Consider the following 26,685-nt stretch of genomic DNA (forward strand, 5'->3'; position numbering starts at 1 on the left):
GGGCCGGCCGGGGCACCCGCCCCGACCGGCCCGTCGGCCGTCCGCGCTCCTAGAGGAACGTGCGGCCCTCGCCCCGGTACGTGGGCACCGTCGCCGTCACCCGGTCGCCCTCGACCAGGTGCAACGCGTCGAACCGCTCGCACAACTCGCCCGCCTTCGCGTGCCGGAACCACACCCGGTCACCGATCAGCAGATCGTCCGCCGCCGTCCCCAACAACGGCGTCTGCACCTCGCCCGCACCCTCCTGCGGGTCGTAGCGCAGCCCCCGCGGCAGCCACGGCACCGGCGAACGATCCGCGCCCGCCGCCCCCGACGCCGGATACCCGCCGCCCAGCACCGTCACCACGCCCACCCCGGGCCGGCGCACCACCGGCAGCCCGAACAGGGCCGCCGGACGCCCCCGGAACGCCGTGTAGTTGTCGAACAGCCGCGGCACGAACAGGCCCGACCCGGCCGCGATCTCCGTCACCGCCGGCTCCGCCGCCGTGTGCTGCACGCTGCCCGTGCCCCCGCCGTTGACGAACTCCAGCCCGTCCCCGACCACCGACCGCACCGCCGCGACCACCGCCGCCCGCCGCCCCGCCAACTCCGCGCGCGCCGCCCGCTGCATCAACCGGACCGCCCGCGAACGCACCGGACGCCCCCGCACCGCGTCCCCCACCCCCGCCACGTGCCCCTCGTAGCCCATCAGCCCCACCACCCGGAACCCGGGCCGGGCCGCGATCCGCTCCGCCAACCCCGCCAGCTCCTCCGGGGTCCGCAGCGGCGAACGACGCGCCCCCACCCGCACCCGGCCGCCCAACAGGTGCAGCGCCGTGTCCAGTTCCAGACAGACCCGGACCACCTCGGCCCCACCGGCCCGCGCCCCGTCGATCAGGTCGAGCTGCGCCGGATCGTCCACCATCACCGTCACGGCCGCCGCGAGCTTCGGATCGCCCGCCAACTCCGCGAAACCGGCCCGGTCCGCCGACGGGTACGCCAACAACACGTCCTCGAAACCCGACCGCGCCAACCAGATCGACTCCGCCAGGGTGAACGACATCACCCCCGCGAACCCCGGCCGCGCCAGCACACGCTCCAACAGGGCCCGCGAACGCACGGACTTGCTCGCGACCCGGATCGGCTTGCCCCCCGCCCGGCGCACCAGGTCATCGGCGTTCGCGTCGAACGCCTCCAGGTCCACGATCGCCAGCGGGGCGTCGAGATGAGCGGTGGCCCGGTCGTAGCGGGCCCGATCGGCGGCGGGGGAAGTCATGGCCCGCAGCTTGCCAGAACCCCGTACCCGTGGGTAGGTCCCCACCCGCACACCCGGCCGGCCCCATGATCGCGGACCCCGCCGTGCGCGGCCTTGGGCGAGCCGTAGAGTTACGCCTCAGCACGCCGCGGGCACGGAACGGGGGCAGGACCGCCGGATGACCACCTCACACCCAGAGGACCCGCCAGCCGTGCCCCGAACCACCCCCGCACCGCCCGCGCCCGACGCCGCCCCCGACCTCCCGGCGCCCCGCCCCGACGGGGACGGGCCGCCCGCCCCGGACGGGTCCGCCGCCCCGCAGGCGCCCCCGGCCCCCGCCCCGCGCGGCCCCGGCCGGGTCCTCGCCGCCACGCTCTGCGCCCTGACCGGCGCCGGGCTCCTCGTCGGCGCCGGCGTGACCAAGTGGACCGAACACCGCGAGGCCGAACGCCCCCGAGGCGCCGCCGAGAGCTACCGGGCCGGCGCCGAGCTCTGGCACGAGGCCCCCGTCGACGCACTGCTGCCCCCGGTCGTCGCGGCCCCCGACGCCGGACTCGGCGGCGCCGACCGCACCTGGACCCGGGTGGCCCTGGTGCCCGACGCCGACTGCCCGGCCGCCCTGTCCCCGGGCTGGACCACCGCCCTCGCCCGCGCCGGCGGCTGCGAACGCGTCCTGCGCGCCTCCTACACCGACGCCACCCGCAGCTTCGTCATCACCGTCGGACTCGTCTTCACCCCCGGCGACGACGCCGGGGCCCTCGCGGCCCTGCCCGGCAACCTGCCGATCCCCCCGGGCCTCGGCTTCGCCGACGAACAGCGCGCCACCTGGACCGTGACCGCCGTCCCCGAGGCCCCCGTCCTCGTCTACACCGTCTCCGCCCACACCGACGGCCGCACCGTCAACCGGCCCCGGCCCGCCCCCCAGGCCGGGCGGGAATCGGCGTCCCCCGAGGACGCCGAGGCCCCGGACACCTCCGCCCTGGCCCAGTCCGGCCTCGGCCACGACAGCCGCGCCCTCGCCGACCGGATCACCCGCGCCGTCCGCCTCCTCGCGACCACCACCCCCGAGCCCGCGTCCGAGTCCGAGTCCGCCCCCACCCCGGAGCAGAGCCGATGACGGCCGCCGCGACCCCCCGCCCGCGCCGCGCCCCGCGCCGCCGGCCCGTGCGCACCCTCCTCACCGGCCTCGCCGGCGCCCTCCTGGTGACCGCCGGCGGCGGGGTGCTCGTGCCCCCCACCGCCCACGCGGACCCGATCCGCGACCGCCAGTGGGGGCTGCGGACCCTGCGCGCCCAGGAGGCATGGGGCATCACCCGGGGCGAGGGGATCACCGTCGCCGTCCTCGACACCGGGGTCGACGCCGACCATCCCGACCTCGCCGGCAACGTGCTGCCCGGCAAGGACCTCATCGGCATGGGCGCCGGCCCCGGCGACCGGGCCTGGGCCCGGCACGGCACCGCCATGGCCGGGATCGTCGCCGGCCACGGCCACGGCGCCGACCGGGGCGAAGGGGTCCTCGGCATGGCCCCCGGCGCCCGGATCCTGCCCGTCCGCGTCATCCTCGAAGAAGGGGACCCGGGCCGCGCCAAGGCTCGCGAGAGCAAGGGCGGCGCCCTCGCCGAGGGCATCCGCTGGGCCGCCGACAACGGCGCCGACGTCATCAACCTCTCCCTCGGCGACGACTCCTCCTCCGCCCACCACGAGGCCGCCGAGGACGAGGCCGTGGCCTACGCCCTCGCCAAGGGCGTCGTGGTCGTGGCCTCCGCCGGCAACAGCGGCACCGACGGCTCGCCCGTCTCCTACCCGGCCGCCTACCCCGGGGTGATCGCCGTCACGGCCGTGGACCGCGACGGCGCCCGGGCCCCGTTCTCCACCCGCCGCTGGTACGCCGACGTCAGCGCCCCCGGCGTGGACGTGGTCATCGCCGACCCCGACCGCGCCTACTACGAGGGCTGGGGCACCAGCGCCGCCGCCGCCTTCGTCTCCGGCGCCGTCGCCCTGATCCGCGCCGCCCACCCCGACCTGTCCCCGGCCCAGATCGAACGGCTGCTGGAGAGCACCGCGACCGACGCCCCCGAGGGCGGCCGGGACGACTCCCGGGGCCACGGCCTCATCGACCCCGTGGCCGCCCTGAACGCCGCCGCCGCGCTGCGCCCCGAGCCCGCCGCCCCGGTCGCCGTCCGCTACCCCGCCCGCCACTTCGGCCCCGGCCCGACCCCGGCCCCCGTCCCCGGGGCCCGGGACCGGCTGCTGGTGCCCGGCGCCGCCGCCGGGGGCGTGGTGCTGCTCGGCCTGGCCGCCGCCCTGGCCCGGCGGCCGCGCACCCGCCCGACCGGATAGGGTCGGGTGATTGTGGCGAACAAGAACATCCCGGACCCCGGTTTCTCCAATGACGACGGCACCGCCGACCCGCGCCTGAGCGCGGCGCTCGCGGCCTGGGCCGAGGACAGGAGCGAGGAGCGCCGCACGGCCGTCCTCGCCCTGCTCCGCGAGGCCCGCTACCTGGTGCCCGTGGTCGCCGTGCTCGGCGAGGTCGAGATCGACCCCGAGACCGGCCTCAAGCGCGAGAAGACCAGCGACATGGCCGTGCCCACCCTGGTCGCGGGGGAGCGCCGGGCCCTGCCCGCGTTCACCTCGATCGCCTCCCTGGCGCTGTGGGACCCCAAGGCCCGCCCCGTGGCCGTGCCGCTGGCCCAGGCCCTGCGCGCCGCCGCGCACGAGAAGGCCGACACGATCGTGCTCGACATGGCCGGCCCCGTCCCCTTCGAGATCGGCGGTCGCGCCCTGCTCGCGCTGGCCGAGGGCCGAGGCGAGGCCGCCCCGCTCGCGGACCCGGCCGTCACCGACGCCGTGCGGGCCTTGGTCGAGGCGGAGCCCGCCGTGCTCCGCGCCCACCTCGGCGCCGGGGACGCGCAGGCCGACGGCACCCTCGCGGTGGTCCTCGCGGGCGCCGACCGGGAGGCCGTCGCGGGCGCCGCCCGCCGGCTGGCCGGGGCGCTGGCCGCCGACGAGACCCTGCGGGCCCGGCTGGTCCGGGGCCTGGCCCTGGCGCTGCTGCCGGCCGACGCCCCGGCCCCGCCCGGCGAGGCCCTGTTCACCCGCTGACCGGCGGGACAGGACACGGAGAAGGGGGCGGCCCGAGCGGGCCGCCCCCTTCTCTTCGCGTGTCGCGTCGCCGCCGGTGGATCAGGCGTAGACCGGGCCCGTGAACTTCTCGCCCGGGCCCTGCCCCGGCTCGTCCTGCACGAGGGACGCCTCGCGGAAGGCGAGCTGGAGGGACTTCAGGCCGTCGCGCAGCGGGGCGGCGTGGAAGGAGCTGATCTCGGTGGCGCTCGCGGTCACCAGACCGGCCAGCGCGGTGATCAGCTTGCGGGCCTCGTCGAGGTCCTTGTGCTCGGAGTCCGGCTTGTCCAGCCCCAGGTTGACGGCCGCGGCGCTCAGCAGGTGCACGGCCACCGTCGTGATCACCTCGACCGCCGGCACGTCCGCGATGTCGCGGGTGAGGTCGTCGTAGTCGGGGGCGGTGTTCTGGGTCGCGTCAGTCATGGGGCCCACGATAGGCCGTGCGCCGGCCATGTCCGGAAGCTGGTAGTGTGGGGTACGACCGGTCGGTGCCGCACGCCCCCAGGGGTGACGCGCCGGCCACAAGTGGAGGCTCCGACTTCCCACCCGACCACCCTCACGGGAGGCGGGTCACCGGTCAGGTGACATCCATCGTTCCGTACGGACGATGGAACGTCTCCCGATGTGCGCCCCGCGGACCCCGCGGCGGTGCTCCGGTTTCATTGGAGCTCCCGCCTGTGTCCGATCGGGGCATTTTTTGTGCCTCCCGTCGGTTGGTCGACACAGATGTACAGACGTCCGCGGCTGTCTGCCAGGCAGCCGTGTGGTGCTACCGAGGAGGATCCATCAGCGCCGAGCCCCGCATCAACGACCGGATTCGCGTACCTGAGGTGCGACTTGTCGGTCCCAGTGGCGAGCAGGTCGGAATCGTTCCGCTTGCGAAGGCCCTGGAGCTTGCGCAGGAGTACGACCTCGACCTCGTCGAGGTGGCCGCCACCGCGCGACCGCCGGTCTGCAAGCTCATGGACTACGGGAAGTTCAAGTACGAGTCGGCCATGAAGGCCCGTGAGGCGCGCAAGAACCAGGCGCACACGGTCATCAAGGAGATGAAGCTCCGGCCGAAGATCGACCCGCACGACTATGACACGAAGAAGGGTCACGTCGTCCGGTTCCTCAAGCAGGGCGACAAGGTCAAGATCACGATCATGTTCCGCGGTCGTGAGCAGTCCCGCCCCGAACTGGGCTACCGACTGCTGCAGCGTCTGGCGGAGGACGTCCAGGACCTCGGGTTCATCGAGTCGAACCCGAAGCAGGACGGCCGAAACATGATCATGGTCCTCGGTCCGCACAAGAAGAAGACCGAGGCGATGGCCGAAGCCCGTGAGGCCCAGGCGGCCCGCAAGGCCGAGCGCCAGGGCCTGACCGAGGCGCCGGTGGCCGACGAGGCGGAGACCGAGGCCCCAGTGGCCGAGGTCGAGCCGGCCGAGGCAGCGCCCGCGGCGGAGGAATCCGCCCAGGCCTGATCCCGGGACCACCGTTCCGGGATCACCGACAACAGACGCTCCCGCAGTAGCCGGTCCGGCGACGGACCGGCGGGGGCGCCACCGACGAGGAGAAAACGGCGCATGCCGAAGAACAAGACCCACAGCGGTTCCAAGAAGCGCTTCAAGATCACCGCCACCGGCAAGGTGCTCCACGAGCGCACCGGCAAGCGCCACCTGATGGAGCACAAGTCGTCCCGGGTGAAGCGTCGCCTCTCCAGCACCCCCTCGCTGGCCCCGGGCGACACCGCGAAGATCAAGAAGCTTCTCGGCATCTGACGTCCCGCCGCTCACGCGGCGCGAGACGTACCCCAGGACCCATCGAACTTTGGGTCGCGTGACGACAACCGCGACCCCGCTACAAGGAGTTAACACGTGGCACGCGTCAAGCGGGCGGTAAACGCCCACAAGAAGCGCCGGGCGATCCTCGAGGCTGCCTCGGGCTACCGCGGTCAGCGCTCCCGCCTGTACCGCAAGGCCAAGGAGCAGGTCACCCACTCGCTGGTCTACAACTACAACGACCGCAAGAAGCGCAAGGGCGACTTCCGTCAGCTGTGGATCCAGCGCATCAACGCCGCTGCCCGCCAGAACGGCATGACCTACAACCGCCTCATCCAGGGTCTGAAGGCCGCCAACATCGAGGTGGACCGCAAGATCCTGGCCGAGCTGGCCGTCAACGACGCCAACGCGTTCGCCGCGCTGGTCGAGGTCGCGCAGAAGGCCCTCCCGGCCGACGTGAACGCGCCCAAGGTCGCCGCCTGATCCAGGCCGTGAACCCCGCGGCCCCGGCCGCACCGCCCGGACCCGCATGCCTCGTGCCTGCGGGTCCGGTGCTTTCCGCCCCTCCCCGCACCACCAGCACCGACCGGAAGCGAGCCGCGCACACCATGGGCACCCCCGACGAGCTGATCTCCCCCCGGTCCCCCCGGGTGGCCGCCGCCAGGCGCCTGGCCCGCCGGAACTTCCGCACCAAGGAGCGCAGGTTCCTCGCCGAGGGCCCGCAGGCCGTCCGCGAGGCCGTCGCCCACCGGGGCGCGCAGGGGCCGACCCTGATCGAGCTGTTCGCGACCGTCGAGGCCGCCGAGCGCTACGCCGACATCGTGACCGAGGCCGCCGCCGGCGGCGCCCGCGTGCACCTGGCCTCCGACGAGGTGCTCGCCGAGGTCTCGCAGACCGTCACCCCGCAGGGACTCGTCGGCGTCTGCCACTTCCTCGACTCCCCGTTCGCCGAGATCATCGCGGCCCGCCCCCGGCTCGTCGCCGTCCTCGCCCACGTCCGCGACCCCGGGAACGCCGGCACCGTGCTGCGCTGCGCCGACGCCGCCGGCGCCGACGCCGTCGTCCTCACCGACGCCTCCGTGGACCTCTACAACCCCAAGTCCGTGCGCGCCTCCGTCGGCTCCCTCTTCCACCTGCCGGTGGCCGTGGGCGTGCCCGTCGAGGAGGCCGTCGCCGGACTGCGCGGCGCCGGCGTGCGGATCCTCGCCGCCGACGGGGCCGGCACCGAGGACCTCGACGCCGAACTCGACGCGGGCACCATGGGCGGCCCCTCCGCCTGGGTCTTCGGCAACGAGGCATGGGGCCTGCCCGAGGAGACCCGGGCGCTGGCCGACGCCGTCGTGCGGGTCCCGATCCACGGCAAGGCCGAGAGCCTGAACCTGGCCACGGCCGCCGCCGTCTGCCTGTACGCCTCCGCCCGTGCACAGCGGGCGAACGGAGGGTGCCGCTCCGTGACGTCCAGCCAGTAAGGTGGGCCCTCCGGGGCCCCTCGCCGAGCCCCGGAGAGGTGGGGTACGGGGACATGACCGTCGGCACGAACGAATCCCTGCGGGGAGAACCGGTGGAGCGGCGCCAGGACGCCGCCCTCGGAGAGCTCCCCGGGGGGCCGGACGTGCGCACCCTGCCCGGGGTCCCCGCGCCCCCGCGCTCCCCGGAGGACCGGTACGCGCCCGACCCCGACGACCTGCCCGACGGGCTCGTCGTCGCCGACGCCGAGGGCCGCGTGGTCTGCTTCAACCGGGCCGCCGCCCGGATCACCGGCCTGGACCCCGCCGAGGTGCTCGGCGCCCGCCTGGAGCCGGCCCTGCCGCTGGAGGACCTCGACGGCCGCCGCTGGTGGACCCTCACCGACCCCTACGGCGGCCTCGCCATCCGCACCGGCCAGCCCGAACGCAACCTGCTGCTGCCCGGCGGCCGCGAGGTCCTCGTCTCCGCCCGCTACGTGCGCCGCGCCCCCGGCGGCCCCCTGCACCGGCTCGTGATCAGCCTGCGGGGCACCGAGGCCCGCCGGCGCACCGAACGCAGCCACGCCGAACTCATCGCCACCGTCGCCCACGAGCTGCGCTCCCCCCTCACCTCCGTGAAGGGGTTCACCGCCACCCTGCTGGCCAAGTGGGAACGGTTCACCGACGACCAGAAGCGGCTCATGCTGGAGACCGTCGACGCCGACGCCGGCCGGATCAGCCGGCTGATCGCCGAACTCCTCGACATCTCCCGCATCGACTCCGGCCGGCTGGAGATCCGCCGCCAGCCCGTCGACCTCGCCGGCGCCGTCGGCCGGCACGTCCAGGCCCTCACCGCCGGCGGCCACGCCCCCGAACGCTTCCTGGTCCGCGTCAGCCGCCCGCTGCCCCAGTTGTGGGCCGACCCCGACAAGATCGACCAGGTCCTGGGCAACCTGCTGGAAAACGCGGTGCGCCACGGCGAGGGAACCGTCACCATCGAGGTGGCGCCCGCGACCGGCGGCGCCGCGACCGAGCAGGCCACCGAGGTCACCGTGACCGACGAGGGGCCGGGCATCCCGGAGGAGTCCATGAACCGCGTCTTCACCCGCTTCTGGCGGGGCAGCAAGCGGGGCGGCACCGGACTCGGCCTGTACATCGTCAAGGGCATCGTGGAGGCCCACGGCGGGGCCATCGAGGTCGGCCGGGCCCCCGCCGGCGGGGCGGAGTTCCGATTCACCCTGCCCGTGGCCACCCCGGCGTTCCTCCGCTGACCCGCCGATCCACCCCGGATCCGCCCCCGCGAGAGCCGCCCCGGACCGCCCACGGGCTCCTTCACCGCGCGCGACCTTTAGACTCGTCCCTTGGCACCTTTGTGTCCCATGACGCGGACGAGACGCCCGCCCGGGTCGCGCGGGGACCAGCCAGCCACCCATCGGAAGTACGGGAAGAGATGTCGGCACCCAACAAGTCCTACGACCCTGTCGAGGTCGAGGCACTGAAACCGGAAGAGATCGAGCGGATGCGGGACGAGGCGCTCGCCGCCTTCGCCGCCGCGCGCGACCTCGACGAACTCGCCTCGGCGAAGACCGCCCACGCGGGCGGCACCTCGCCCCTGGCGCTCGCCAACCGCGAGATCGGCGCCCTGCCGCCCCAGGCCAAGGCCGAGGCGGGCAAGCGGGTCGGTCAGGCCCGCGGCGCCGTCAACAAGGCGTTCGCCGAGCGGCTCGCCGCCCTCGAGGCCGAGCGTGACGAGCGGGTCCTGGTCGAGGAGGCGGTGGACGTCACGCTGCCCTACGACCGCGTGCCCGCCGGCGCCCGCCACCCCCTGACCACGCTGATGGACCGCATCGCGGACATCTTCGTCGCCATGGGCTACGAGGTGGCCGAGGGTCCCGAGGCCGAGGCGGAGTGGTTCAACTTCGACGCCCTGAACTTCACCCCGGACCACCCGGCCCGGCAGACCCAGGACACCTTCTTCGTCAAGGGCCCCGAGGGCACCGCCGACGACGAGTCCGGCGTGGTCATGCGCACCCACACCTCCCCGGTGCAGGCCCGCTCCCTCCTCGACCGGGAACCCCCGGTCTACGTGGTCTGCCCCGGCCGCGTGTACCGCACCGACGAGCTCGACGCCACGCACACCCCGGTCTTCCACCAGGTCGAGCTGCTCGCCGTGGACAAGGGCCTGACCATGGCCGACCTCAAGGGCACCCTCGACCACATGGTGGCCGAGCTGTTCGGCGAGGGCACCACCACCCGCTTCCGCCCGCACTACTTCCCGTTCACCGAGCCCTCGGCCGAGATGGACATGCAGTGCTACGTGTGCCGCGGCGCCTCGGTCGGCGACCCCGAGCGCCCGTGCCGCACCTGCTCCAGCGAGGGCTGGATCGAACTCGGCGGCTGCGGCATGGTCAACCCCAACGTGCTCGTCGCGTGCGGGGTGGACCCGGAGGTCTACAGCGGCTTCGCCTTCGGGTTCGGGATCGAGCGGATGCTGATGTTCCGCCACAACGTCGAAGACATGCGAGACATGGTCGAGGGTGACGTCCGGTTCACCCGACCGTTCGGGATGGAGATCTGATGCGGGTCCCGCTTTCTTGGCTGCGGGAGTACGTCGACCTGCCCGCGGGCACCACCGGTCGTGACGTGGCTGCCAAGCTCATCGACGCCGGCCTGGAGGTCGAGACCGTCGAACGCCTCGGCGCCGGGCTCCAGGGCCCCCTCGTCGTCGGCAAGGTCCTCACCATCGAGGAGCTGGAGGGCTTCAAGAAGCCCATCCGCTTCTGCACCGTGGACGTCGGCGCCGCCAACGGCACCGGCGAGCCCCAGGAGATCGTCTGCGGCGCCCGCAACTTCTCCGTCGGCGACAAGGTGGTCGTGGTCCTCCCCGGCGCCGTCCTGCCCGGGGACTTCGCGATCGCCTCGCGCAAGACCTACGGCCGCACCTCGCACGGCATGATCTGCTCCGGCGACGAGCTGGGCATGGGCGACGACGGCACCCACGGCATCATCGTGCTCCCCCCGGAGTACGAGCCCGGCACCGACGCCATCGAGCTGCTCCAGCTCGTGGACGAGGTCCTGCACGTGGACGTCACCCCCGACCGCGGCTACTGCATGTCGATGCGCGGCATCGCCCGCGAGATCGCCATCGGGTACGGCCTGCCGCTGCGCGACCCGGCCCTCCTCGACGTGCCCGCCCCCAACGCCTACGGCCACCCCGTGCACGTGGCGGACCCGGCCGGCTGCGACCGCTTCACCGCGCGCACCGTCACCGGCCTCGACCCCGAGGCCCGCTCCCCGATCTGGCTCACCCGCCGCCTCCAGAAGGCCGGCATGCGCCCGATCTCGCTCGCCGTGGACATCACCAACTACGTGATGCTCGAACTCGGCCAGCCGCTGCACGCCTACGACCGCACCCGGATCGACGGCGCCATCGGCGTCCGCCGCGCCGAGGCCGGCGAGCTGTTCACCACCCTCGACGGGGTCAAGCGCGTCCTGGACGCCGAGGACCTCGTCATCACCGACGCCTCCGGCCCCATCGGCCTGGCCGGCGTCATGGGCGGCGCCAACACCGAGATCGCCGACGCCGTCACCGACCCCGAGACCGGGGCCGTCACCGGCACCACCGAGGTGGTCGTGGAGGCCGCGCACTTCGACTCCGTGTCGATCTCGCGCACCGCCCGCCGGCTGAAGCTGTCCTCCGAGGCGTCCAAGCGCTTCGAGCGCGGCGTGGACCCGAAGGCCGCGGCCGCCGCCGCCCAGCGCACCGTCGACCTCCTCGTGCTGCTCGCCGGCGGCACCGCCGAGGCCGGCGTCACCGAGGTGGCCGCCCCCGAGGTCCCGCGCACCGTCGCGATGGCCGCCGACCACCCCGACCGGGTGGCCGGCATGGCCTACGGCCGCGAGACCGTGGTCCGCCGGCTCCAGGAGATCGGCTGCGACGTGTACGGGCAGGACGAGCTCGTCGTCACCGTCCCGTCCTGGCGCCCCGACCTCCAGGCCCCCAACGACCTCGCCGAAGAGGTCATCCGCCTGGAGGGCTACGCCAACCTGCCCTCCACCCTCCCGCAGGTGCCCTCCGGCGGCGGTCTGACCGCCCGCCAGGAGCTGCACCGCCGGGTCGGCCGCGCGCTGGCCGGCGCCGGCTACGTGGAGAGCCCGAACTACCCCTTCCTCGGCGAGGAGGTCTTCGACCGCCTCCAGCTCGCCGCCGAGGACCCGACCCGTCGGGTCGCGAAGCTGGCCAACCCGCTCTCCGAGGAGGAGCCGGCGCTGCGCACCACGCTGCTGCCCGGCCTGCTCGGCGCGCTGCGCCGCAACGACAGCCGGGGCGCGCACGACCTGGCCCTCTTCGAGACCGGCACCGTCTTCCGGCCGCGCACCGCCGAGCCCGTCGTGGCCGGTCGCCTGGCCGTGGACCGTCGGCCCACCGAGGCCGAGCTCGCCACGCTCGACGCGGCCCTGCCCGCCCAGCCGCGGTACGCCGCGGTCGTGCTGGCCGGTGCCCGCGAGCAGGCCGGCTGGTGGGGCAAGGGCCGGCCCTCGGACTGGGCGGACGCGGTCGAGGCCGCGCGCTCCCTGGCCCGCGAGGCCGGGGCCGAGCTGATCGTGCGCGGCGGGCGGTACGGCCCGTGGCACCCCGGTCGGTGCGCGGAGCTGGCCGTGGTCGTCGACGGCGCCGAGACCGTGATCGGGCACGCGGGCGAGCTGCACCCCCGCGTGGTCAAGGGCTTCGGTCTGCCGGCCCGGTCCTGCGCCATGGAGCTGGACCTGGACCTGCTGTTCGCGGCGGGCACCGGCCCGGTCAAGGCGCCCCGGATCTCCTCGTTCCCGGTGGCCACCCAGGACGTGGCCCTGATCGTGGACGCCGGCGTGCCGGCGGCCGAGGTCGAGGCGGCCCTGCGTTCGGGCGGCGGTGAACTCCTCGAATCGCTGCGGCTGTTCGACGTGTTCACCGGCGAGCAGGTCGGCGAGGGCAAGAAGTCCCTGGCGTACGCGCTGCGCTTCCGCGCGGCCGACCGCACGCTGAAGGCCGAGGAGGCCGCCGGTGCCCGCGACGCGGCGGTGGCCGCGGCCGCCGAGCGCACCGGGGCGGTGCTGCGCGGGGCCTGACCCGCCGGCACGAGCCGATCGACCGGGGCCCGGTCGGTGGATCCACGCGATCCGCCGGCCGGGCCCCGGCGCGTTCCGGGCCTCCTTCGCCCGGGTGGCGTCGACGCGGGCCCGCGTCACCTCACTCGTTCGGGTGCAATCTCCGGCCTGCCGTGTCCCCGGGCCCCCTCGCGTGGCCAGAATCGATCCGGCCGAGGGGAGGCCGAAGGATGAGCACGCGCGGGGAGACACCCCGAACGCACCGCACGGACCGGGTCGGGCAGGGCCGCCGGATGTGCGAGGGCCTGCCCTGGCAGCGGGCGCGGGCCCGGGTGGGCATCGGCGCCGGGGTCGGCGCGGGCCCGCTGACCTGGAGTTCCGTCGGGGCCGAGCCGGTGGGCTCGCTGGAGGCGGCCGGGGTCGCCGGCTGTGTGGCCCTGCTGTTGATGGCCGGCGGCCGGGTGTTGCGCCGGCGTCGGGACCGGGCCCCCGGATCCGGCCGGCCGCTGCCGGTGGGGGTTTCGGGCACGGCCGCGTCGGCCTCCGCCGTGACGGCCTCCGCCGTGCCCCTGCCGGCGCCCGTGTCGGCGGCCGTCGCCGGGCCGGTGCCGCCGCGGGCGCTGGTGGGCCGGCCCGCCGGTTTCACGGTGGCGGCGGGGCAGCTCGTCGAGGCCGGGGACTGGTACGCGGCGGTGCCGTTCGCGGGCGGGGTGCGGGTGGTGATCGGGGACGCGCGCGGGCACGGGGCGCGGGCCCGGGCGGTGGCCGGGGCGCTGCTGGCGGAGTTCCGGCGCGCGGCCCGCGAGGAGGCGGGCCTGGGCGGGGTCGCGCTGCGGATGGAAGGGGCCCTGGAGCGCTGGGTGCGGGCGCGGGGCGGCGGCGGGGCGGAGGACGCGGAGGAGTTCGCGACCGTGCTGCTGCTGGAGGTCGCGGTCGACGGCGTGGTCCGGGCCGTGAACTGCGGGCACCCGTGGCCGCTGTGGCTGCCGGCCGGTCCGGGGGCGCGGGCCCGGGCGCGCCGGGTGCCGGTGCCCGTCGGCTCGGGGCCGGGCGGTTCGGCGCCGGCGGTGGTGATCCCCAGACCCCGGGACGGGGAGCGTCCGTGGGCGGGCGCCTCGGTGGTGCCCGGGGCGCTGTCGGAACGGGACCGGCGGGTCCTGGAGCAGGCGGGGGAGCGGGTGGTGACCCGGCCCGGGGCGGGGTCCGGGGGTCCGTGGCGTCGGGAGGGCGGCGAGCCCCTGCCGCCGCTGGGGGTGGCGCCGCTGCCGGCCTCGGTGGGGGCGGTGGACTGCGGTCGGATCGGGCCGGGGGAGGGTTTGTTGCTGCACACGGACGGGGTGGTGGACGCGCGGGACGGGGCGGGCCGGCCCTTCGCGTTGGACGCGGTCGTGGCCCGGCTCGCCGCCCCGTCCGTGACCCCGGCCCGGCTGGTGGCGGGGGTGCACGCCGCCCTGCTCCGGCACACCGGCGGCCGGCCGGGGGACGACGTGGCCCTGTTGGTGCTCCGCGACGACCGGCCCTGATCCGGTCGGGCGGTGCGGTGGGCCGGTCGGCCGGCCGCGGTGCGCTCGGGCGGGCCGGCGCCGGGGGAGGAGGGGAAGCCCCGGCGCCGGCCCGCACCCGGGAGCCCGGGCGAGGGGGGCGTCGCCCGGCCCGCCGCGGAGTGTCGGGCAGACGGACGGGACGGGCGACGCGCGGGCGGGCCGTCGTGCTGTACGAGGGGGAGCCGACGACCCGCGTCTCCTGGGGGAGACAAGGACAGTGAAGCGCCCGGCGCCGTCACTCCGGCAGGGCACGTGGCGCATTTATGCGCGTATTCGGTTCACACCCCGTGTGAACCGCGCACCCGTTAGCCTGAGCCCCGACGAGCCCTTTGGAGCGCCCATGCAGCCCAACGCCCTGCTCGACGCCCTGCTCATCGAGGCGGGCATGTCCCACGCGGGTTTCGCCGAACGCGTGAACCAGGCCGGCCGCGGTCGGGGGATCGCGCTGCGTTACGAACACACCGCCGTGGCCCGCTGGTTGAAGGGCCAGCGACCGCGCGGTCCGGTGCCGGAGCTGATCTGCGAGGTGCTCCGCGACCGGCTCGGGCGGGCCGTGGGCCCCGAGGACGTGGGACTGGTCGACGCGGGCGCGCCCGCGCCGGGCGGGGAGGCGCCCGGGGGGCTGAGCGGGTTCGTGGACCGGACCACCGCGCTGTGGCGGGCGGACGAGCGGCTGCGCCCTCGGCAACCGGCGGAGCCCGCGTTGACCGGGACCCGGGCGGTGATCCCCGTGTGGGAATGGGAGAACCCGCCGGAGGACATCGATGTCTCGCGGGCCGGGACGGTGCGGACGGGGCCGGAGCACGTGGCCGTGCTGCGGGCGGCGCGGGCGCACTACGAGGCGATGTACCGGCGCACCGGCGGCCTGGTGACCCGGCCCCGGATCACCCGGTTCCTGGGCCGGGAGGCGGCCCCGCTGCTGCGCGCCGGCCACTCCGACGCGGTGGGGCGCAGCCTGCACCGGGCGGCGGGTTCGCTGGTCGCGGTGGCCGGGATCTGCGCCTACGACTCCGACGCGCACGGCCAGGCACAGCGCTCCTTCCACCAGGCGCTGCGGTTGGCGAAGGCATCGGGGGACCGGGGGTTGGGGGCGTACGTGATCGCCCTCCTGGTCAACCAGTGCCTGCACCTGGGCGAGCCCCGGCAGGCGGTGGCCTTCGCGGAGGCGGCGCTGCGCACGGCGGGACGCGCGGTCAGCCCGGCCCTCGCCGCCGATCTGCACGCGATGCAGGCGAAGGCGTACGCGGCGCTCGGCGACCCGGGCGCGGCCCTGGCCCGGGTGCGGCAGGCGGAGGCGGCGGCGGAACGGATCGACCGGGGCGCGGAGCCGGCGGAGACCGGGTACGTGCAGCCGGGGCTGGTCAACGTGCAGGTCGCGGCGGCCCTGTTGGGGATCGGGGATCTGCGCGGGGCGCGGGAGCAGGCGGCGCGGGCGGTGTCCGCGCCGGCCCACGACCGGGGGCTGGTGCACCGGTTGGGGGTTTTGTGCGAGGTGCAGTTCCGGCAGGGGGAACGGGAGGCGGCGGCGGCCACGGCGGCCCGGATGGTCGGGCCGGCGCGCGGGATGGAGTCCCGCCGGCTGCTCGAACGGCTGCGCACGGTACGGGAGTTGCTGGCCGAGGGCGCGCCCCGGTCGGGGGCGGTGCGGGCCGGCGTGGACCTGCTCGACGAGGCGCTGCGGGTGCCGCTGTGAGCCGGCGGCCGTCCCGGGGCGGGTCGTGGACCCGCCCCGGCAGGGCGCGGCGCGCGCTTCCGGAAGAGACGGCCTAGTACGGGTAGAAGCCGGCGCCGGTCTTGCGCCCGAGGCGGCCCGCGTCGACCATCCGCTGGAGCAGCGGCGGGGCGGCGTACAGGGGCTCCTTGAACTCGGCGTACATGGAGTCGGCGACCGAGGCCACGGTGTCCAGGCCGATCAGGTCGGCGAGCTTGAGCGGGCCCATCGGGTGGGCGCAGCCGAGCTCCATGCCGTTGTCGATGTCCTCGCGCCCGGCGATGCCGGATTCGAACATCCGGATCGCGGAGAGCAGGTACGGGATCAGCAGGGCGTTGACGACGAACCCGGAGCGGTCCTGGGCGTGGATCGGGTGCTTGCCGAGCACGTCGCGGACCAGGGCCTCGGCCCGCTTGACGGTCTCCTCGCCGGTGGTGAGCGCGGGGATGATCTCGACGAGCTTCTGCACCGGCGCCGGGTTGAAGAAGTGGATGCCGATGACCTGGTCCGGGCGGGAGGTCGCGACGGCCAGCTTGACCAGCGGGATGGAGGAGGTGTTGGAGGCGAGGATGGCGTCCGGACGGGTCACGACCTGGTCGAGGATCTGGAAGATCTCGGTCTTGACCTGCTCGTTCTCGACCACCGCCTCGATCACGAGGTCGCGGTCGGCGAGTTCGCCGAGGTCGGTGGTGAAGGTGAGCCGGGCCAGGGTCTCGTCCCGCTCCTCCTCACTGATCTTCCCGCGTTCGGCGGCCTTGATGAGGGAGTTGTGCAGCCGGGTGCGGCCGATCTCCAGCGCCTCGCCGGTGGTCTCGGCCACCAGCACGTCGAGACCGCTGCGGGCGCACACCTCCGCGATGCCCGCGCCCATCTGGCCACAGCCCACTACGCCGACGCGTGCGATGTCGGTAGGGAGGTCCGTCACATCGTGCCTTTCGCTGCTGATCCGTCCGACGGGTCCCCCGTTTGGTTCCGGCGCCCGCCGCCACGCCCCCCGACGTTACTCCCGCCGAAGCACGGACAGATCGTGCGCTCCGGGCATCCTGGGCGCGGGAGAGCAATCTCACTCCCCGGACATCGAGGGCGACGGAGGGTTCACATGGCGGGGATCGGTCGGCGTGGGCTGTTGGCGGGCGCGGCGGGCGCGGTGGCGGGGGCGTGGGCGGGGGGCGGCGCGGCGCGGGCGGAACCGGGGCCGGAGCCGGGTCCCGGGCCGGGGGCGGGCGGTGAGTTGGAACGGCCGACGGAGCCGGCGCCGCCGACGGGTCCGAGACCGGAGTTGCGGGCGATGTGGGTGGCGACGGTGGCGGGGGTGGACTGGCCGGGGCGGGCGGGGGCGCCGGCGGCGGAGCAGCGGGCCGAGTTGCTGGAGCTGCTGGACCGGGCGGTGGCGTGCCGGCTGAACGCCGTGATCCTCCAGGTGCGTCCGACGGCCGACACCCTGTGGCCCTCGGAGTGCGAGCCCTGGTCGCAGTGGTTGACGGGGGAACAGGGCAAGGACCCGGGGTGGGACCCGCTGGGGACGGCGGTGGCCGAGGCGCACGCGCGGGGGCTGGAGCTGCACGCCTGGTTCAACCCGTACCGGATCGCGCACCACGCGGACCGGGCGCGGCTGGTGGCGCGGCACCCGGCGAGGCTGCACCCGGAGTGGACGGTGGTGCACGGGGGCCGGCTGTACTACGACCCGGGGGTCCCGGAGGTGCGGGAGCTGGTGCGGCGTGTGGTGTTGGAGGCGGTGGGGCGCTACCCGCTGGACGCGGTGCACTTCGACGACTACTTCTACCCGTACCCGATCGTCGGGGAGCGGTTCGCGGACGACGCGAGCTTCCTGCGCCACGGGGCCGGGCACCCCACGCGGGCGGACTGGCGGCGGGCGAACACCGACGCGCTGGTGGGGGATCTGGGGGAGCGGGTCCGGGCGGTGCGGCCCGGGACCCGGTTCGGGGTGAGCCCGTTCGGGATCTGGCGGCACGCGACGAGCGATCCCGCGGGTTCGGCGACCCGGGCCGGGGTGCAGTCCTACGACGACCTGTACGCGGACACCCTGGGCTGGGCGCGGCGCGGCTGGGTGGACTACCTGGCCCCGCAGCTGTACTGGCACCTGGGGCACCCGACGGCGGACTACGCGGTGTTGGCCCGGTGGTGGGCGGCGGCCCTGCGGGAGACGCCGGCCGCGCTGTACGTGGGGGAGGCCCTGTACAAGGCGGACCCGAAGAGCCCGGTCCCGCGGTGGCGGGACCCGGCCGAACTCTCGCGGCACCTGGACCTGACGCGGGGCCTGCCGGAGGTGCGCGGGCACGCGTACTTCTCGGCCCGGCAGGTGGCCTCGGACGCGAACGGGGCGATGAGCCGGCTGCTGGCCGACCACTATCGGGAGCCGGCGCCCGCGCGGTGAGGGGGCACGGGGGCCGAACGGGGGGTGCGGGAGCACGTGCCCACCCGGGCGCGCGCCCGCGTGCGCCCGCCGTTCGGCCGCACCGGATCAGCGGCGTTGGGTGACGGCGATGCAGACCAGCACCCCGCAGGCCACCAGCGGCACCGCCGGGCTCGGGCTCTCCCCGAGCAGCAGTACCGACCACCCCACCGTCAGCAGCGGTTGGGCCAGCTGGAACTGGCCGGCGCGGGCGGGCCCGATCTCGGCCATGCCCCGGTACCAGACCCACAGGCCCAGGAAGGTGGAGCCGGCGGCGGCCCACAGCAGGCCCAGCACCCCGTGCGCGTTCCAGGAGACCGGCTCGACCGAGAGGGCGAGCACCGCGCCGAGGGCGGAGAGCGGCAGGCAGGCCACCAGGGCCCAGCCGATGACCTGCCATCCGGGCATCAGCCGGGCCAGCCGGCCGCCCTCGGTGTAGCCGAAGGCGCACAGCAGCAGGGCGGCGAAGAGCAGCCCGTCGGCGCCGGTCGGGGCCCCGCCGCCCTGGGCCAGGGCGAGGGCCAGCACGAGGGCGGCGCCGACCAGGGCGGCGGTCCAGAAGGTCCGCGACGGGCGCACCCCGGTGCGCCAGGCCGCGCAGGCGGCCGTGGTCAGGGGCAGCAGGCCGACCACGACGGCCGCGTGCGAGGTGGTGGTGGAGCGCAGGGCCAGGGTGGTGAGCAGCGGGAAGCCCACCACGACGCCCGCGGCCACCGCCAGCAGCCCGAACCGGTGCTCGCGGGCCGGCGGCGCCACTCGGGCGGCGGCCAGGCAGCCGGCCGCGAGGACCCCGGCCAGCAGGGAACGCAGCGCGATCAGGGACCAGGGGCCGAAGCCCTCCAGGCCCCAGACGGTGGAGGGGAAGGTGAGGGAGAAGGCGAGGACGCCGGCGGCGGCGCACAGCACCCCGCCGCGCCCGCGTCGCGGGGCCGGGGCGGTGCCGGCCGGGGAGGTGGCTCCCGGGATGACGGCTCCCGGGGTGGGGATCGCTATCGTCTGCGGGATCGTAGCGCTATTGTTCTCTCTCATGATCCAGCGTAGCAGTGTGGCCGAACTCGTGGAATACCTGCGGTCGGAAGTCAACCGCTACTCTCCTGGCGAGAAGCTGCCGGGGAGCAGGGAATGGGTGGAGCGGTACCGGGTCAGCCCCGTCACCGTCTCGCGGGCCGTCGCCCGCCTCGTCGCCGAGGGCCTCGTCACCACCCGCCCCGGCGCCGGCGCCTACCGTGCGGAGCCCCGTGACCCGGCCGGCGGCCCCGCCGCCCTCGGCGACACCTCCTGGCAGGAGGTCGCCCTCAGCTCCGGGGTCACCCCCGACGCCTCCGGACTCCTCGCCGCCGTCGCCGGCCGGCCCGCCGGGGTCACCGAACTCAACAGCGGCTACCTGCACTCCTCCCTCCAACCCGAACGGGCCCTGGCCGCCGCCCTCGCCCGCGCCGGCCGCCGCCCCGGCGCCTGGGCCCGCCCGCCCCTGGAGGGCCTGCCCGACCTGCGCGCCTGGTTCGCCCGCGAGATCGGCGGCCCGCTCACCGCCGACGACGTCCTGATCACCGCCGGCGGCCAGAGCGCCCTGTCCACCGTCGTCCGGGCCCTCGCCCCGCCCGGCGCCCCCGTCCTCGTGGAATCCCCCACCTACCCCGGCCTGTTGGCCATCGTCCGGGGCGCCGACCGGCGACCGCTCCCGGTCCCCGTCGACGCGGGCGGCCTGCGCGTGGAACTCCTCGACCGGGCCTTCCGCGCCACCGGCGCCCGCCTCCTGGTCTGCCAACCCCTCTTCCACAACCCCACCGGCGCCGTCCTCGCCGCCGACCGCCGCCCCGAGGTCCTGCGGATCGCCCGCGCCGCCGGCGCCTTCGTCGTCGAGGACGACTACGCCCGCCACCTCGGGCACTCCGACGGCCCCGCCCTGCCGCCCACCCTGGCCGCCGAGGACCCCGACGGGGTGGTCGTGCACCTGCGCTCCCTGACCAAACCCGCCTCCCCGAACCTGCGGGTCGCCGCCCTCGCCGCGCGCGGGGCGGTCCGCGAACGGCTGCGCGCCACCCAGGTCGTGGACAGCTTCTTCGTCTCCCGCCCGCTCCAGGAGGCCGCCCTCGACCTCGTCGCCTCCCCGGCCTGGGCCCGCCACCTGCGCACGGTCGGCGAGGAACTGCGCCTGCGCCGCCGGGCCCTCGCCGACGCCGTCGCCCGCCACCTGCCGGAGCTCGCCCTCACCGCCGAACCGCGCGGCGGCTACCACCTCTGGCTGCGCGTGGAGACCGGCGCCGACGGGGACGCCGAGGCCGCGTTCACCGCGCGGGCCCTGCGCGCCGGGGTCGCCGTCGCCCCCGGCCGGCCCTACTTCTGCGCCGACCCGCCCGGCCCGCACGTCCGCCTCGGGTTCGCGGCCGCGCCCCGGATCGAGGACCTCACCGAGGCCCCGGCCCGGATCGGGGCCTCGCGCCCCACCGACTGAAAACCGGTGGAGCCCCCTCCGGTCCCGTCCGTAGGGTCGGACCATGAACGAGCCCACCCCCCGCCCCACCCCGGTCGACCTCGTCGTCACCACCCTCGCCGAACGGCCCGAACTGGCCTCCCGGCTCTGGGAGATGACCGACAACTGGCCCGCGTTCTCCGAACACGACAGCCTGGCCTGGCTGCTCTACCCGCGGATGGTCGCCGAACTCCCCGAGTACGTGCTGGTGGCCACCGACGGCCCCGAAGGGCCGGTGGTGGCACGGGGGTTCAGCGTCCCCTTCGCCCTGCGCCGACCCGACCGGGGCGGGGAGGCGGGCGAACTGCCCGCGCGCGGCTGGGACCAGGCCCTCCTGTGGGCCTTCTCCGACCTGCGCACCGGCGCCCCCACCGACACCGTCAGCGCCATCGAGATCACGGTCGCCACCGAGCACCTCGGCCGGGGCCTGTCCGGCGTGATGCTCGCCGCGATGCGGGAGAACGCCGTCCGCCGGGGCGCCCGCGAGCTCGTCGCCCCGGTCCGCCCCAACGGCAAGCCCGCCGAACCCGAGACCCCGATCGAGGAGTACGCGGCCCGACTGCGGCCCGACGGGCTGCCCCACGACGCCTGGCTGCGGGTGCACGTCCGCGCCGGCGGGGTCGTGGACCGGATCGCCCCGCTCTCCATGACCATCAGCGCCACCCTCGCCGAATGGCGGGAATGGACCGGCCTGCCCTTCGACGAGCCCGGCCCGGTCCGGGTGCCCGGCGCGCTCGTGCCCGTGCACTGCGCGCCCGAACGCGACCACGCCGTCTACGTGGAACCCAACGTGTGGGTCCGACACGCGCTCACCGACTGAACCGGGCCCGGGCCCGGTTCGGCCGGATGTCGCCGTCGGACTCCGGGGCGGTGCCGAACGGGTTGTCGATCGCGTAGCGCCACAGCCCGTCCGGGCCGCGCCGGGCCACGTCCGTGGCGGTGCCCCCGATCCGCAGCGGGCTGCCGTCCGGGCCCGCGCCCTCGATCGACCAGTCCGCGATCAGCAGGGCCAGGTCCCCGGCCCGATGGCAGTGCCGCACCGAGATCGCGATCGGCAGGCCCACCCCCATGAACTCCGCGTTGGCCGCCGCCAGGGCGCTCCCGGTCACCGCCGGGGCCCCCGGCGCGGGCACGAAGACGGCCCCCGGGGCGTAGCAGGCGGCGACGGCCGCCGGGTCCCCGGAGTTGAAGGCGGCGGCGAAGACCGGCGGGAGTTGCCTTGGATCGGTCGGCGGGGTCATGGTGGCCCGGCGACCGGGGGGTCGCACGGGGATCGAAGGGGAAGTGGGGCCGGAGTGCTCGCTCATGGGGACAGCCAAGCCGAGGCCGACGTGGCTCACCGAACGGGAAGCGACGCGGACCGGGCCGCCGGCTGGGACGAGGAACTCGTGCCGGACCCGGCCGGGCGCACCGACCGGCCCGACCCCGACTGCCCCGTGGAGGTGGCCTTGGCCGCCGTGTCGGGCCGGTGGACCACCCTGGTGCTGCGCGAGCTGATGCACGGCCCGCTCTCCTTCGGGCTGCTCGCCGGACGGCTGCCCGGGATCAGCCCGAAGGTGCTCACCGAGCGGCTCACGACCCTGCGGGAGCGGGGGCTGGTGGCCCGGGAGGCGCGGACCGGGTTCCCGGTCCGCGTCACCTGGAGCCTGACACCCGCCGGGCGCGCGCTGCGGCCCCTGCTGATCGAGCTGTACCGCACCGGGGCGGAGCTGCGGGATCAGAGCAGGCGGACCGCGCCGGTGCCCGCCGAGGGGGTGTAGACCGCGCCCTGGCCCGCGTACTGCGCCCGGTAGCCGCGCAGCAGCTCGTCCAGCGGCAGGTTCAGCCCGGTCGGGCTGGAGCAGCGGGCGGCGCCGAACTGATCGGTGACCGCCGTGCACAGGGTGCGGCCGCCGACCGTGGTGAAGGTGACGGTGACCCCGTCGAGCCCGGGTTCGCCGTCGGCCTTGCGGACCGTGGCCGACAGGTCCTTCACTCCGAAGAGCAGCCCGTTCAGCCGGGCCGGGCCGCCGGTCGCGGTGACGGTGGCGCGGGCCGGGCCCGTGGGCGCCCCGCAGGCGGCGAGGGCGGGCAGGAAGACGAGGTCGGCCGGACAGGCCACGACGGTGGCCAGCGGGCCCGCGCACTGCACGTAGAACCGGTCGTCCTGCGGGCGCGGCAGTCGCTCCTGCCCCGAACACCCGGCGAAGGCGCGCGGGGCGGGGCCGGCGGCCCCGGCCGGGCCGGCGAGGGCGAGCGGCAGGCCGAGGGCGGCCACGGCGGCCAGGGCGAGGGGCTTGGCGGAGCGCGCGGCGGAGCGGGCGGCGCGGCGGAACAGGGACACGGATCCCCCTTGAGGGAGTGAGGGTGGCCAGGGTGGTGGGACGCGGGGACTGTAGGGACGCCCCGAGGGGGCCCACAATGCCGCCCTTTCGGCCGGCCCCGCCGGGGTTCCCCGGTGTTCGAGCGGTGTTCGTGCGCGGTCTCGCCGATGCAACCGGGAGTCCGAGTTGTGGGCGCGGGGGGCGGGCCCGGCGCGCGCTCGGGTACGTTCCGTGAGGTGGATCCCGTGATGACGGAAGACCTTTGCATAAAAGTGCAGCGGTACGTATAGTCATGCCATCAATGTCAGGGGTCGTCCGGAGGAACCGATGGTGGTAAAGGCAGCAATCGCGGGCGCGAGCGGATACGCGGGGGGAGAGCTCCTGCGCCTCCTCCTCGACCACCCCGAGATCGAGATCGGCACCCTCACCGGCCACTCCAACGCCGGCCAGGCCCTGGGCGCCGTCCACCCGCACCTGGCCCCGCTGGCCGACCGCGTCCTGGCCCCCACCACCGCCGCCGAACTCGCCGGCCACGACGTGGTCTTCCTGGCCCTGCCGCACGGCCAGTCCGCCGCCGTCGCCGCCGAACTCGGCGACGAGGTCCTCGTGGTCGACCTCGCCGCCGACCACCGACTGCGCTCCGCCGCCGACTGGGAGACCTTCTACGGCTCCGAGCACGCCGGCACCTGGCCCTACGGCCTGCCGGAACTGCCCGGCGCCCGCGCCGCCCTCGCCGGGACCAAGCGGATCGCCGTCCCCGGCTGCTACCCCACCGCCGTCTCGCTCGCCCTCTTCCCCGCCCACCAGGCCCGCCTGGTCGAACCCGAGGTCGTCGTGGTCGCCGCCACCGGCACCTCCGGCGCGGGCAAGGCCCTCAAGCCGCACCTGCTCGGCGCCGAGGTCATGGGCTCCATGAGCCCCTACGGCGTGGGCGGCGGACACCGGCACACCCCCGAGATGAGCCAGAACCTCGCCCCGCTCGCCGGCGCCCCGGTCTCCGTCTCCTTCACCCCGATGCTCGCCCCCATGTCCCGGGGCATCCTCGCCACGTGCAGCGCCAAGGCCCTGCCCGGGGTCACCGCCGAGGCCGTTCGCGACGCGTACGCCAAGGCGTACGCCGACGAGCCCTTCGTGCGCCTGCTGCCCGAGGGCCAGTGGCCCACCACCGGCGCCGTGAACGGCTCCAACACCGCGCAGGTCCAGGTCGTCCTCGACCCCGCCGCCGGCCGCGTCATCGCGGTGGCGGCCATCGACAACCTCACCAAGGGCACCGCCGGCGGCGCGATCCAGAGCACCAACCTGGCCCTGGGCCTGCCCGAGACCCTCGGCCTGCCCCGCACCGGCCTGGCGCCCTGACCAAAAGGCCCCGACCGGGCCCGCAGCACCGCACCATCCGCACCACCCGCACCAGACCCAGCCCCAAGGAGCACTCCGTGAGCGTCACGGCCGCACAGGGATTCACCGCCGCCGGCATCGCCGCCGGCATCAAGGAGAACGGCAACCCGGACCTGGCCCTCGTGGTCAACCAGGGGCCCCGCCTGGCCGCCGCCGGCGTGTTCACCTCCAACCGGGTCCAGGCCGCGCCCGTGCAGTGGTCCCGTCAGGTGCTGCGCGGCGGCACGGTGAGCGCCGTGGTCCTCAACTCGGGCGGCGCCAACGCCTGCACCGGCCCCAAGGGCTTCCAGGACACCCACGCCACGGCCGAGAAGGTGGCCGCCGTCCTCGGCGGCGGGCACAACGCGGGCGAGGTCGCCGTGGCCTCCACCGGCCTCATCGGCATCACCCTGCCCATGGACAAGCTGCTCCCGGGCATCGAGACGGCCGCCGCCGCCCTCGACGCGGACGGCGGCGAGGCCGCCGCCATCGCGATCAAGACCACCGACACCGTCCACAAGACCTCCGTCCACCACGGCACCGGCTTCACCGTCGGCGGCATGGCCAAGGGCGCCGGCATGCTCGCCCCGGGCCTGGCCACCATGCTCGTGGTCCTCACCACCGACGCCGACCTCGGCCCCGAGGTCCTCGACACCGCACTGCGCGACGCCACCCGCACCACCTTCGACCGGGTCGACTCCGACGGCTGCATGTCCACCAACGACACCGTGCTGCTGCTGGCCTCCGGGGCGAGCGGCACCGTCCCCGACCACGCCGAGTTCGCCGAGGCCGTCCGACTGGTCTGCGACGACCTCGGCCGGCAGCTCATCGGCGACGCCGAGGGCGCCTCCAAGGAGATCCGGATCGAGGTGATCGGCGCGGCCGACGAGGACGACGCCGTCGAGGTGGGCCGCACCATCGCCCGCAACAACCTCCTCAAGTGCGCCCTGCACGGCGAGGACCCGAACTGGGGCCGGGTGCTCTCGGCCATCGGCACCACCCGCGCCGCCTTCGACCCGGACCGGCTCAACGTGGCCATCAACGACGTGTGGGTCTGCAAGAACGGCTCCGTCGGCGAGGACCGCGACCTGGTCGACATGAAGGGCCGCGAGATCCGGATCACCGCGGACCTCGCGACCGGCTCCGCCTCCGCCGTCATCTGGACCAACGACCTCACGGCCGAGTACGTCCACGAGAACAGCGCCTACAGCTCCTGAAGCCGCCCGTCCCTCACGGAAGAGTCCGATGACCGACACCCCCGCCGGCGCCGCGCCCGAGAAGTCCGCGCAGAAGGCCGCCCGCCGGCACACCGCGCAACCCAAGGCAGAACACCTCATCGAGGCCCTGCCCTGGCTGACCCGGCACAACGGCAAGATCGTCGTGATCAAGTTCGGCGGCAACGCCATGATCGACGAGGAGCTGAAGGCCGCCTTCGCCCAGGACGTGGTCTTCCTGCGGCACGCCGGCCTCAGGCCCGTGGTCGTGCACGGCGGCGGTCCGCAGATCAACGCGGCCCTCGACCGGCACGGCATCGTCAGCGAGTTCAAGGCGGGGCTGCGCGTCACCACCGAAGAGGCCATGGACGTGGTCCGCATGGTCCTCGCCGGGCAGGTGCAGCGCGAACTCGTCGGCCTGCTCAACCAGCACGGGCCCTTCGCCGTCGGCCTCACCGGGGAGGACGCCCACACCCTCAGCGCCCGCCGGCACACCCCCGAGATCGACGGCACCCTCGTGGACATCGGCCGCGTCGGCGAGATCACCGCGATCGACACCGGCGCCATCGAGGCCCTCCTCGCCGACGGCCGGATCCCCGTGGTCTCCTCCATCGCCCGCAGCGCCGACGACGGCCACGTGTACAACGTGAACGCCGACACCGCCGCCGCCGCGCTGGCCGCCGCCCTCGGCGCCGAGACCCTGATGGTCCTCACCGACGTGGAGGGCCTGTACGCGGACTGGCCCGCCAGCGACGAGGTCATCAGCCGGCTCACGGTGGGCGAACTGGAGAAGCTGCTGCCCGAGCTGTCGGCCGGCATGGTGCCCAAGATGGAGGGCTGCGTGCACGCCGTGCGCGGCGGGGTGAACACGGCCCGCGTCATCGACGGCCGGATCCGCCACTCCATCCTGCTGGAGATCTTCACCGACGAGGGCGTGGGCACGATGGTCGTGCCCGACCCGCCCGCCGACACCGCCGCCCACACCGAACCGACGGGGGAATGA

The 26,685-nt window shown here is 75.4% G+C and carries 25 protein-coding genes; 19 read left to right on the plus strand and 6 right to left on the minus strand.

The window, feature by feature from the left end; translation table 11 throughout:
• Positions 1-49: 49 nt before the first annotated feature.
• On the minus strand, positions 50-1,255 hold the full coding sequence (locus ACN20G_RS22515; protein WP_424214617.1) for an amino acid deaminase/aldolase: 1,206 nt from the start codon (positions 1,253-1,255) through the stop codon (positions 50-52).
• Between the two features lie 190 nt (positions 1,256-1,445).
• Here ACN20G_RS22515 and ACN20G_RS22520 point away from each other — a divergent pair, with 190 nt between their 5' ends.
• From ACN20G_RS22520 to ACN20G_RS22530, 3 genes are read left to right on the plus strand one after another with little or no spacing between them, the layout of a single operon-like run.
• Positions 1,446-2,351, plus strand: a complete 906-nt coding sequence (locus ACN20G_RS22520) for a hypothetical protein (protein WP_424214618.1) — start codon at positions 1,446-1,448, stop codon at positions 2,349-2,351.
• Positions 2,348-3,574 carry a type VII secretion-associated serine protease mycosin gene (mycP, locus tag ACN20G_RS22525; protein ID WP_424214619.1) on the plus strand — a complete coding sequence of 409 codons (1,227 nt, stop codon included), beginning with the start codon at positions 2,348-2,350 and terminating at the stop codon, positions 3,572-3,574. Before ACN20G_RS22520 ends, mycP begins: the two co-directional genes overlap by 4 nt.
• A gap of 12 nt (positions 3,575-3,586) precedes the next feature.
• A complete protein-coding gene (locus ACN20G_RS22530) occupies positions 3,587-4,339 on the plus strand; it encodes an SseB family protein (protein ID WP_424214620.1) in 753 nt (250 codons plus the stop codon).
• Positions 4,340-4,420: 81 nt separating this feature from the next.
• On the opposite strand, the gene ACN20G_RS22535 is transcribed toward ACN20G_RS22530, so the two are convergent.
• Positions 4,421-4,780: a DUF1844 domain-containing protein gene (locus tag ACN20G_RS22535; protein ID WP_424214621.1), complete on the minus strand. Its 360-nt coding sequence runs from the start codon at positions 4,778-4,780 to the stop codon at positions 4,421-4,423.
• A gap of 338 nt (positions 4,781-5,118) precedes the next feature.
• Between ACN20G_RS22535 and infC the strand changes: the two genes are divergently transcribed.
• From infC to ACN20G_RS22580, 9 genes are all read left to right on the plus strand, one after another.
• Positions 5,119-5,820 carry a translation initiation factor IF-3 gene (gene infC, locus ACN20G_RS22540; protein WP_424214622.1) on the plus strand — a complete coding sequence of 234 codons (702 nt, stop codon included), beginning with the start codon at positions 5,119-5,121 and terminating at the stop codon, positions 5,818-5,820.
• Positions 5,821-5,922: 102 nt separating this feature from the next.
• Positions 5,923-6,117 (plus strand): 50S ribosomal protein L35, encoded by a 195-nt coding sequence (gene rpmI, locus ACN20G_RS22545; RefSeq protein ID WP_424214623.1) that lies wholly within the window; start codon positions 5,923-5,925, stop codon positions 6,115-6,117.
• Positions 6,118-6,213: 96 nt separating this feature from the next.
• A complete protein-coding gene (gene rplT / locus ACN20G_RS22550) occupies positions 6,214-6,600 on the plus strand; it encodes a 50S ribosomal protein L20 (protein ID WP_424214624.1) in 387 nt (128 codons plus the stop codon).
• 125 nt (positions 6,601-6,725) lie between these two features.
• Positions 6,726-7,586: a TrmH family RNA methyltransferase gene (locus tag ACN20G_RS22555; RefSeq protein WP_424214625.1), complete on the plus strand. Its 861-nt coding sequence runs from the start codon at positions 6,726-6,728 to the stop codon at positions 7,584-7,586.
• Positions 7,587-7,639: 53 nt separating this feature from the next.
• Positions 7,640-8,833 carry an ATP-binding protein gene (locus ACN20G_RS22560; protein WP_424214626.1) on the plus strand — a complete coding sequence of 398 codons (1,194 nt, stop codon included), beginning with the start codon at positions 7,640-7,642 and terminating at the stop codon, positions 8,831-8,833.
• A 179-nt stretch (positions 8,834-9,012) separates the two neighbouring features.
• Positions 9,013-10,140, plus strand: coding sequence for a phenylalanine--tRNA ligase subunit alpha (gene pheS, locus ACN20G_RS22565; RefSeq protein WP_424214627.1), 1,128 nt, complete (start codon positions 9,013-9,015; stop codon positions 10,138-10,140).
• Entirely contained in the window at positions 10,140-12,671 is a 2,532-nt protein-coding gene (pheT, locus tag ACN20G_RS22570) for a phenylalanine--tRNA ligase subunit beta (RefSeq protein ID WP_424214628.1), read from the plus strand. Before pheS ends, pheT begins: the two co-directional genes overlap by 1 nt.
• Positions 12,672-12,880: 209 nt before the next feature.
• Positions 12,881-14,173 (plus strand): PP2C family protein-serine/threonine phosphatase, encoded by a 1,293-nt coding sequence (locus ACN20G_RS22575; protein ID WP_424214629.1) that lies wholly within the window; start codon positions 12,881-12,883, stop codon positions 14,171-14,173.
• A gap of 361 nt (positions 14,174-14,534) precedes the next feature.
• On the plus strand, positions 14,535-15,887 hold the full coding sequence (locus tag ACN20G_RS22580) for a transcriptional regulator (protein ID WP_424214630.1): 1,353 nt from the start codon (positions 14,535-14,537) through the stop codon (positions 15,885-15,887).
• A 73-nt stretch (positions 15,888-15,960) separates the two neighbouring features.
• Here the strand turns inward: ACN20G_RS22580 and ACN20G_RS22585 are convergent, their stop codons facing one another.
• Positions 15,961-16,830, minus strand: a complete 870-nt coding sequence (locus ACN20G_RS22585; protein ID WP_424214631.1) for a 3-hydroxybutyryl-CoA dehydrogenase — start codon at positions 16,828-16,830, stop codon at positions 15,961-15,963.
• 174 nt (positions 16,831-17,004) lie between these two features.
• On the opposite strand from ACN20G_RS22585, the gene ACN20G_RS22590 reads away from it, so the two are divergent.
• On the plus strand, positions 17,005-18,300 hold the full coding sequence (locus ACN20G_RS22590) for a glycoside hydrolase family 10 protein (protein ID WP_424214632.1): 1,296 nt from the start codon (positions 17,005-17,007) through the stop codon (positions 18,298-18,300).
• A gap of 87 nt (positions 18,301-18,387) precedes the next feature.
• On the opposite strand, the gene ACN20G_RS22595 is transcribed toward ACN20G_RS22590, so the two are convergent.
• Positions 18,388-19,347 (minus strand): DMT family transporter, encoded by a 960-nt coding sequence (locus tag ACN20G_RS22595; RefSeq protein ID WP_424214633.1) that lies wholly within the window; start codon positions 19,345-19,347, stop codon positions 18,388-18,390.
• On the opposite strand from ACN20G_RS22595, the gene ACN20G_RS22600 reads away from it, so the two are divergent.
• Both ACN20G_RS22600 and ACN20G_RS22605 read left to right on the plus strand, forming a co-directional pair.
• On the plus strand, positions 19,346-20,773 hold the full coding sequence (locus ACN20G_RS22600) for a PLP-dependent aminotransferase family protein (protein WP_424214634.1): 1,428 nt from the start codon (positions 19,346-19,348) through the stop codon (positions 20,771-20,773). The genes ACN20G_RS22595 and ACN20G_RS22600 overlap by 2 nt on opposite strands.
• A gap of 43 nt (positions 20,774-20,816) precedes the next feature.
• Positions 20,817-21,611, plus strand: a complete 795-nt coding sequence (locus ACN20G_RS22605; RefSeq protein ID WP_424214635.1) for an N-acetyltransferase — start codon at positions 20,817-20,819, stop codon at positions 21,609-21,611.
• On the opposite strand, the gene ACN20G_RS22610 is transcribed toward ACN20G_RS22605, so the two are convergent.
• A complete protein-coding gene (locus tag ACN20G_RS22610; RefSeq protein WP_424214636.1) occupies positions 21,601-22,032 on the minus strand; it encodes a YybH family protein in 432 nt (143 codons plus the stop codon). The genes ACN20G_RS22605 and ACN20G_RS22610 overlap by 11 nt on opposite strands.
• Positions 22,033-22,122: 90 nt before the next feature.
• On the opposite strand from ACN20G_RS22610, the gene ACN20G_RS22615 reads away from it, so the two are divergent.
• Positions 22,123-22,551 carry a winged helix-turn-helix transcriptional regulator gene (locus tag ACN20G_RS22615; protein WP_424214637.1) on the plus strand — a complete coding sequence of 143 codons (429 nt, stop codon included), beginning with the start codon at positions 22,123-22,125 and terminating at the stop codon, positions 22,549-22,551.
• Here ACN20G_RS22615 and ACN20G_RS22620 read toward each other — a convergent pair.
• A complete protein-coding gene (locus ACN20G_RS22620) occupies positions 22,509-23,114 on the minus strand; it encodes a hypothetical protein (protein ID WP_424214638.1) in 606 nt (201 codons plus the stop codon). The genes ACN20G_RS22615 and ACN20G_RS22620 overlap by 43 nt on opposite strands.
• A 307-nt stretch (positions 23,115-23,421) precedes the next feature.
• Here ACN20G_RS22620 and argC point away from each other — a divergent pair, with 307 nt between their 5' ends.
• The 3 genes from argC (at position 23,422) to argB (ending at position 26,685) form a co-directional block, all read left to right on the plus strand.
• Positions 23,422-24,450, plus strand: a complete 1,029-nt coding sequence (argC, locus tag ACN20G_RS22625; protein WP_424214639.1) for an N-acetyl-gamma-glutamyl-phosphate reductase — start codon at positions 23,422-23,424, stop codon at positions 24,448-24,450.
• 77 nt (positions 24,451-24,527) lie between these two features.
• Positions 24,528-25,685 carry a bifunctional glutamate N-acetyltransferase/amino-acid acetyltransferase ArgJ gene (argJ, locus tag ACN20G_RS22630; RefSeq protein ID WP_424214640.1) on the plus strand — a complete coding sequence of 386 codons (1,158 nt, stop codon included), beginning with the start codon at positions 24,528-24,530 and terminating at the stop codon, positions 25,683-25,685.
• Between the two features lie 28 nt (positions 25,686-25,713).
• Positions 25,714-26,685, plus strand: a complete 972-nt coding sequence (argB, locus tag ACN20G_RS22635; RefSeq protein ID WP_424214641.1) for an acetylglutamate kinase — start codon at positions 25,714-25,716, stop codon at positions 26,683-26,685.

The sequence above is a fragment of the Streptomyces dryopteridis genome, from assembly GCF_049606955.1.
Lineage (GTDB): Bacteria > Actinomycetota > Actinomycetes > Streptomycetales > Streptomycetaceae > Streptomyces.

Bases quoted from the DNA above. Each gene is read 5' to 3' on its own strand.
- ACN20G_RS22515 (WP_424214617.1), bottom strand. From the start codon at position 1,255: ATGACTTCCCCCGCCGCCGATCGGGCCCGCTACGACCGGGCCACCGCT.
- mycP (WP_424214619.1), top strand. From the start codon at position 2,348: ATGACGGCCGCCGCGACCCCCCGCCCGCGCCGCGCCCCGCGCCGCCGG.
- ACN20G_RS22535 (WP_424214621.1), bottom strand. From the start codon at position 4,780: ATGACTGACGCGACCCAGAACACCGCCCCCGACTACGACGACCTCACC.
- rpmI (WP_424214623.1), top strand. From the start codon at position 5,923: ATGCCGAAGAACAAGACCCACAGCGGTTCCAAGAAGCGCTTCAAGATC.
- ACN20G_RS22555 (WP_424214625.1), top strand. From the start codon at position 6,726: ATGGGCACCCCCGACGAGCTGATCTCCCCCCGGTCCCCCCGGGTGGCC.
- ACN20G_RS22560 (WP_424214626.1), top strand. From the start codon at position 7,640: ATGACCGTCGGCACGAACGAATCCCTGCGGGGAGAACCGGTGGAGCGG.
- pheS (WP_424214627.1), top strand. From the start codon at position 9,013: ATGTCGGCACCCAACAAGTCCTACGACCCTGTCGAGGTCGAGGCACTG.
- pheT (WP_424214628.1), top strand. From the start codon at position 10,140: ATGCGGGTCCCGCTTTCTTGGCTGCGGGAGTACGTCGACCTGCCCGCG.
- ACN20G_RS22575 (WP_424214629.1), top strand. From the start codon at position 12,881: ATGAGCACGCGCGGGGAGACACCCCGAACGCACCGCACGGACCGGGTC.
- ACN20G_RS22580 (WP_424214630.1), top strand. From the start codon at position 14,535: ATGCAGCCCAACGCCCTGCTCGACGCCCTGCTCATCGAGGCGGGCATG.
- ACN20G_RS22590 (WP_424214632.1), top strand. From the start codon at position 17,005: ATGGCGGGGATCGGTCGGCGTGGGCTGTTGGCGGGCGCGGCGGGCGCG.
- ACN20G_RS22600 (WP_424214634.1), top strand. From the start codon at position 19,346: ATGATCCAGCGTAGCAGTGTGGCCGAACTCGTGGAATACCTGCGGTCG.
- ACN20G_RS22595 (WP_424214633.1), bottom strand. From the start codon at position 19,347: ATGAGAGAGAACAATAGCGCTACGATCCCGCAGACGATAGCGATCCCC.
- ACN20G_RS22605 (WP_424214635.1), top strand. From the start codon at position 20,817: ATGAACGAGCCCACCCCCCGCCCCACCCCGGTCGACCTCGTCGTCACC.
- ACN20G_RS22610 (WP_424214636.1), bottom strand. From the start codon at position 22,032: ATGACCCCGCCGACCGATCCAAGGCAACTCCCGCCGGTCTTCGCCGCC.
- argC (WP_424214639.1), top strand. From the start codon at position 23,422: ATGGTGGTAAAGGCAGCAATCGCGGGCGCGAGCGGATACGCGGGGGGA.
- argB (WP_424214641.1), top strand. From the start codon at position 25,714: ATGACCGACACCCCCGCCGGCGCCGCGCCCGAGAAGTCCGCGCAGAAG.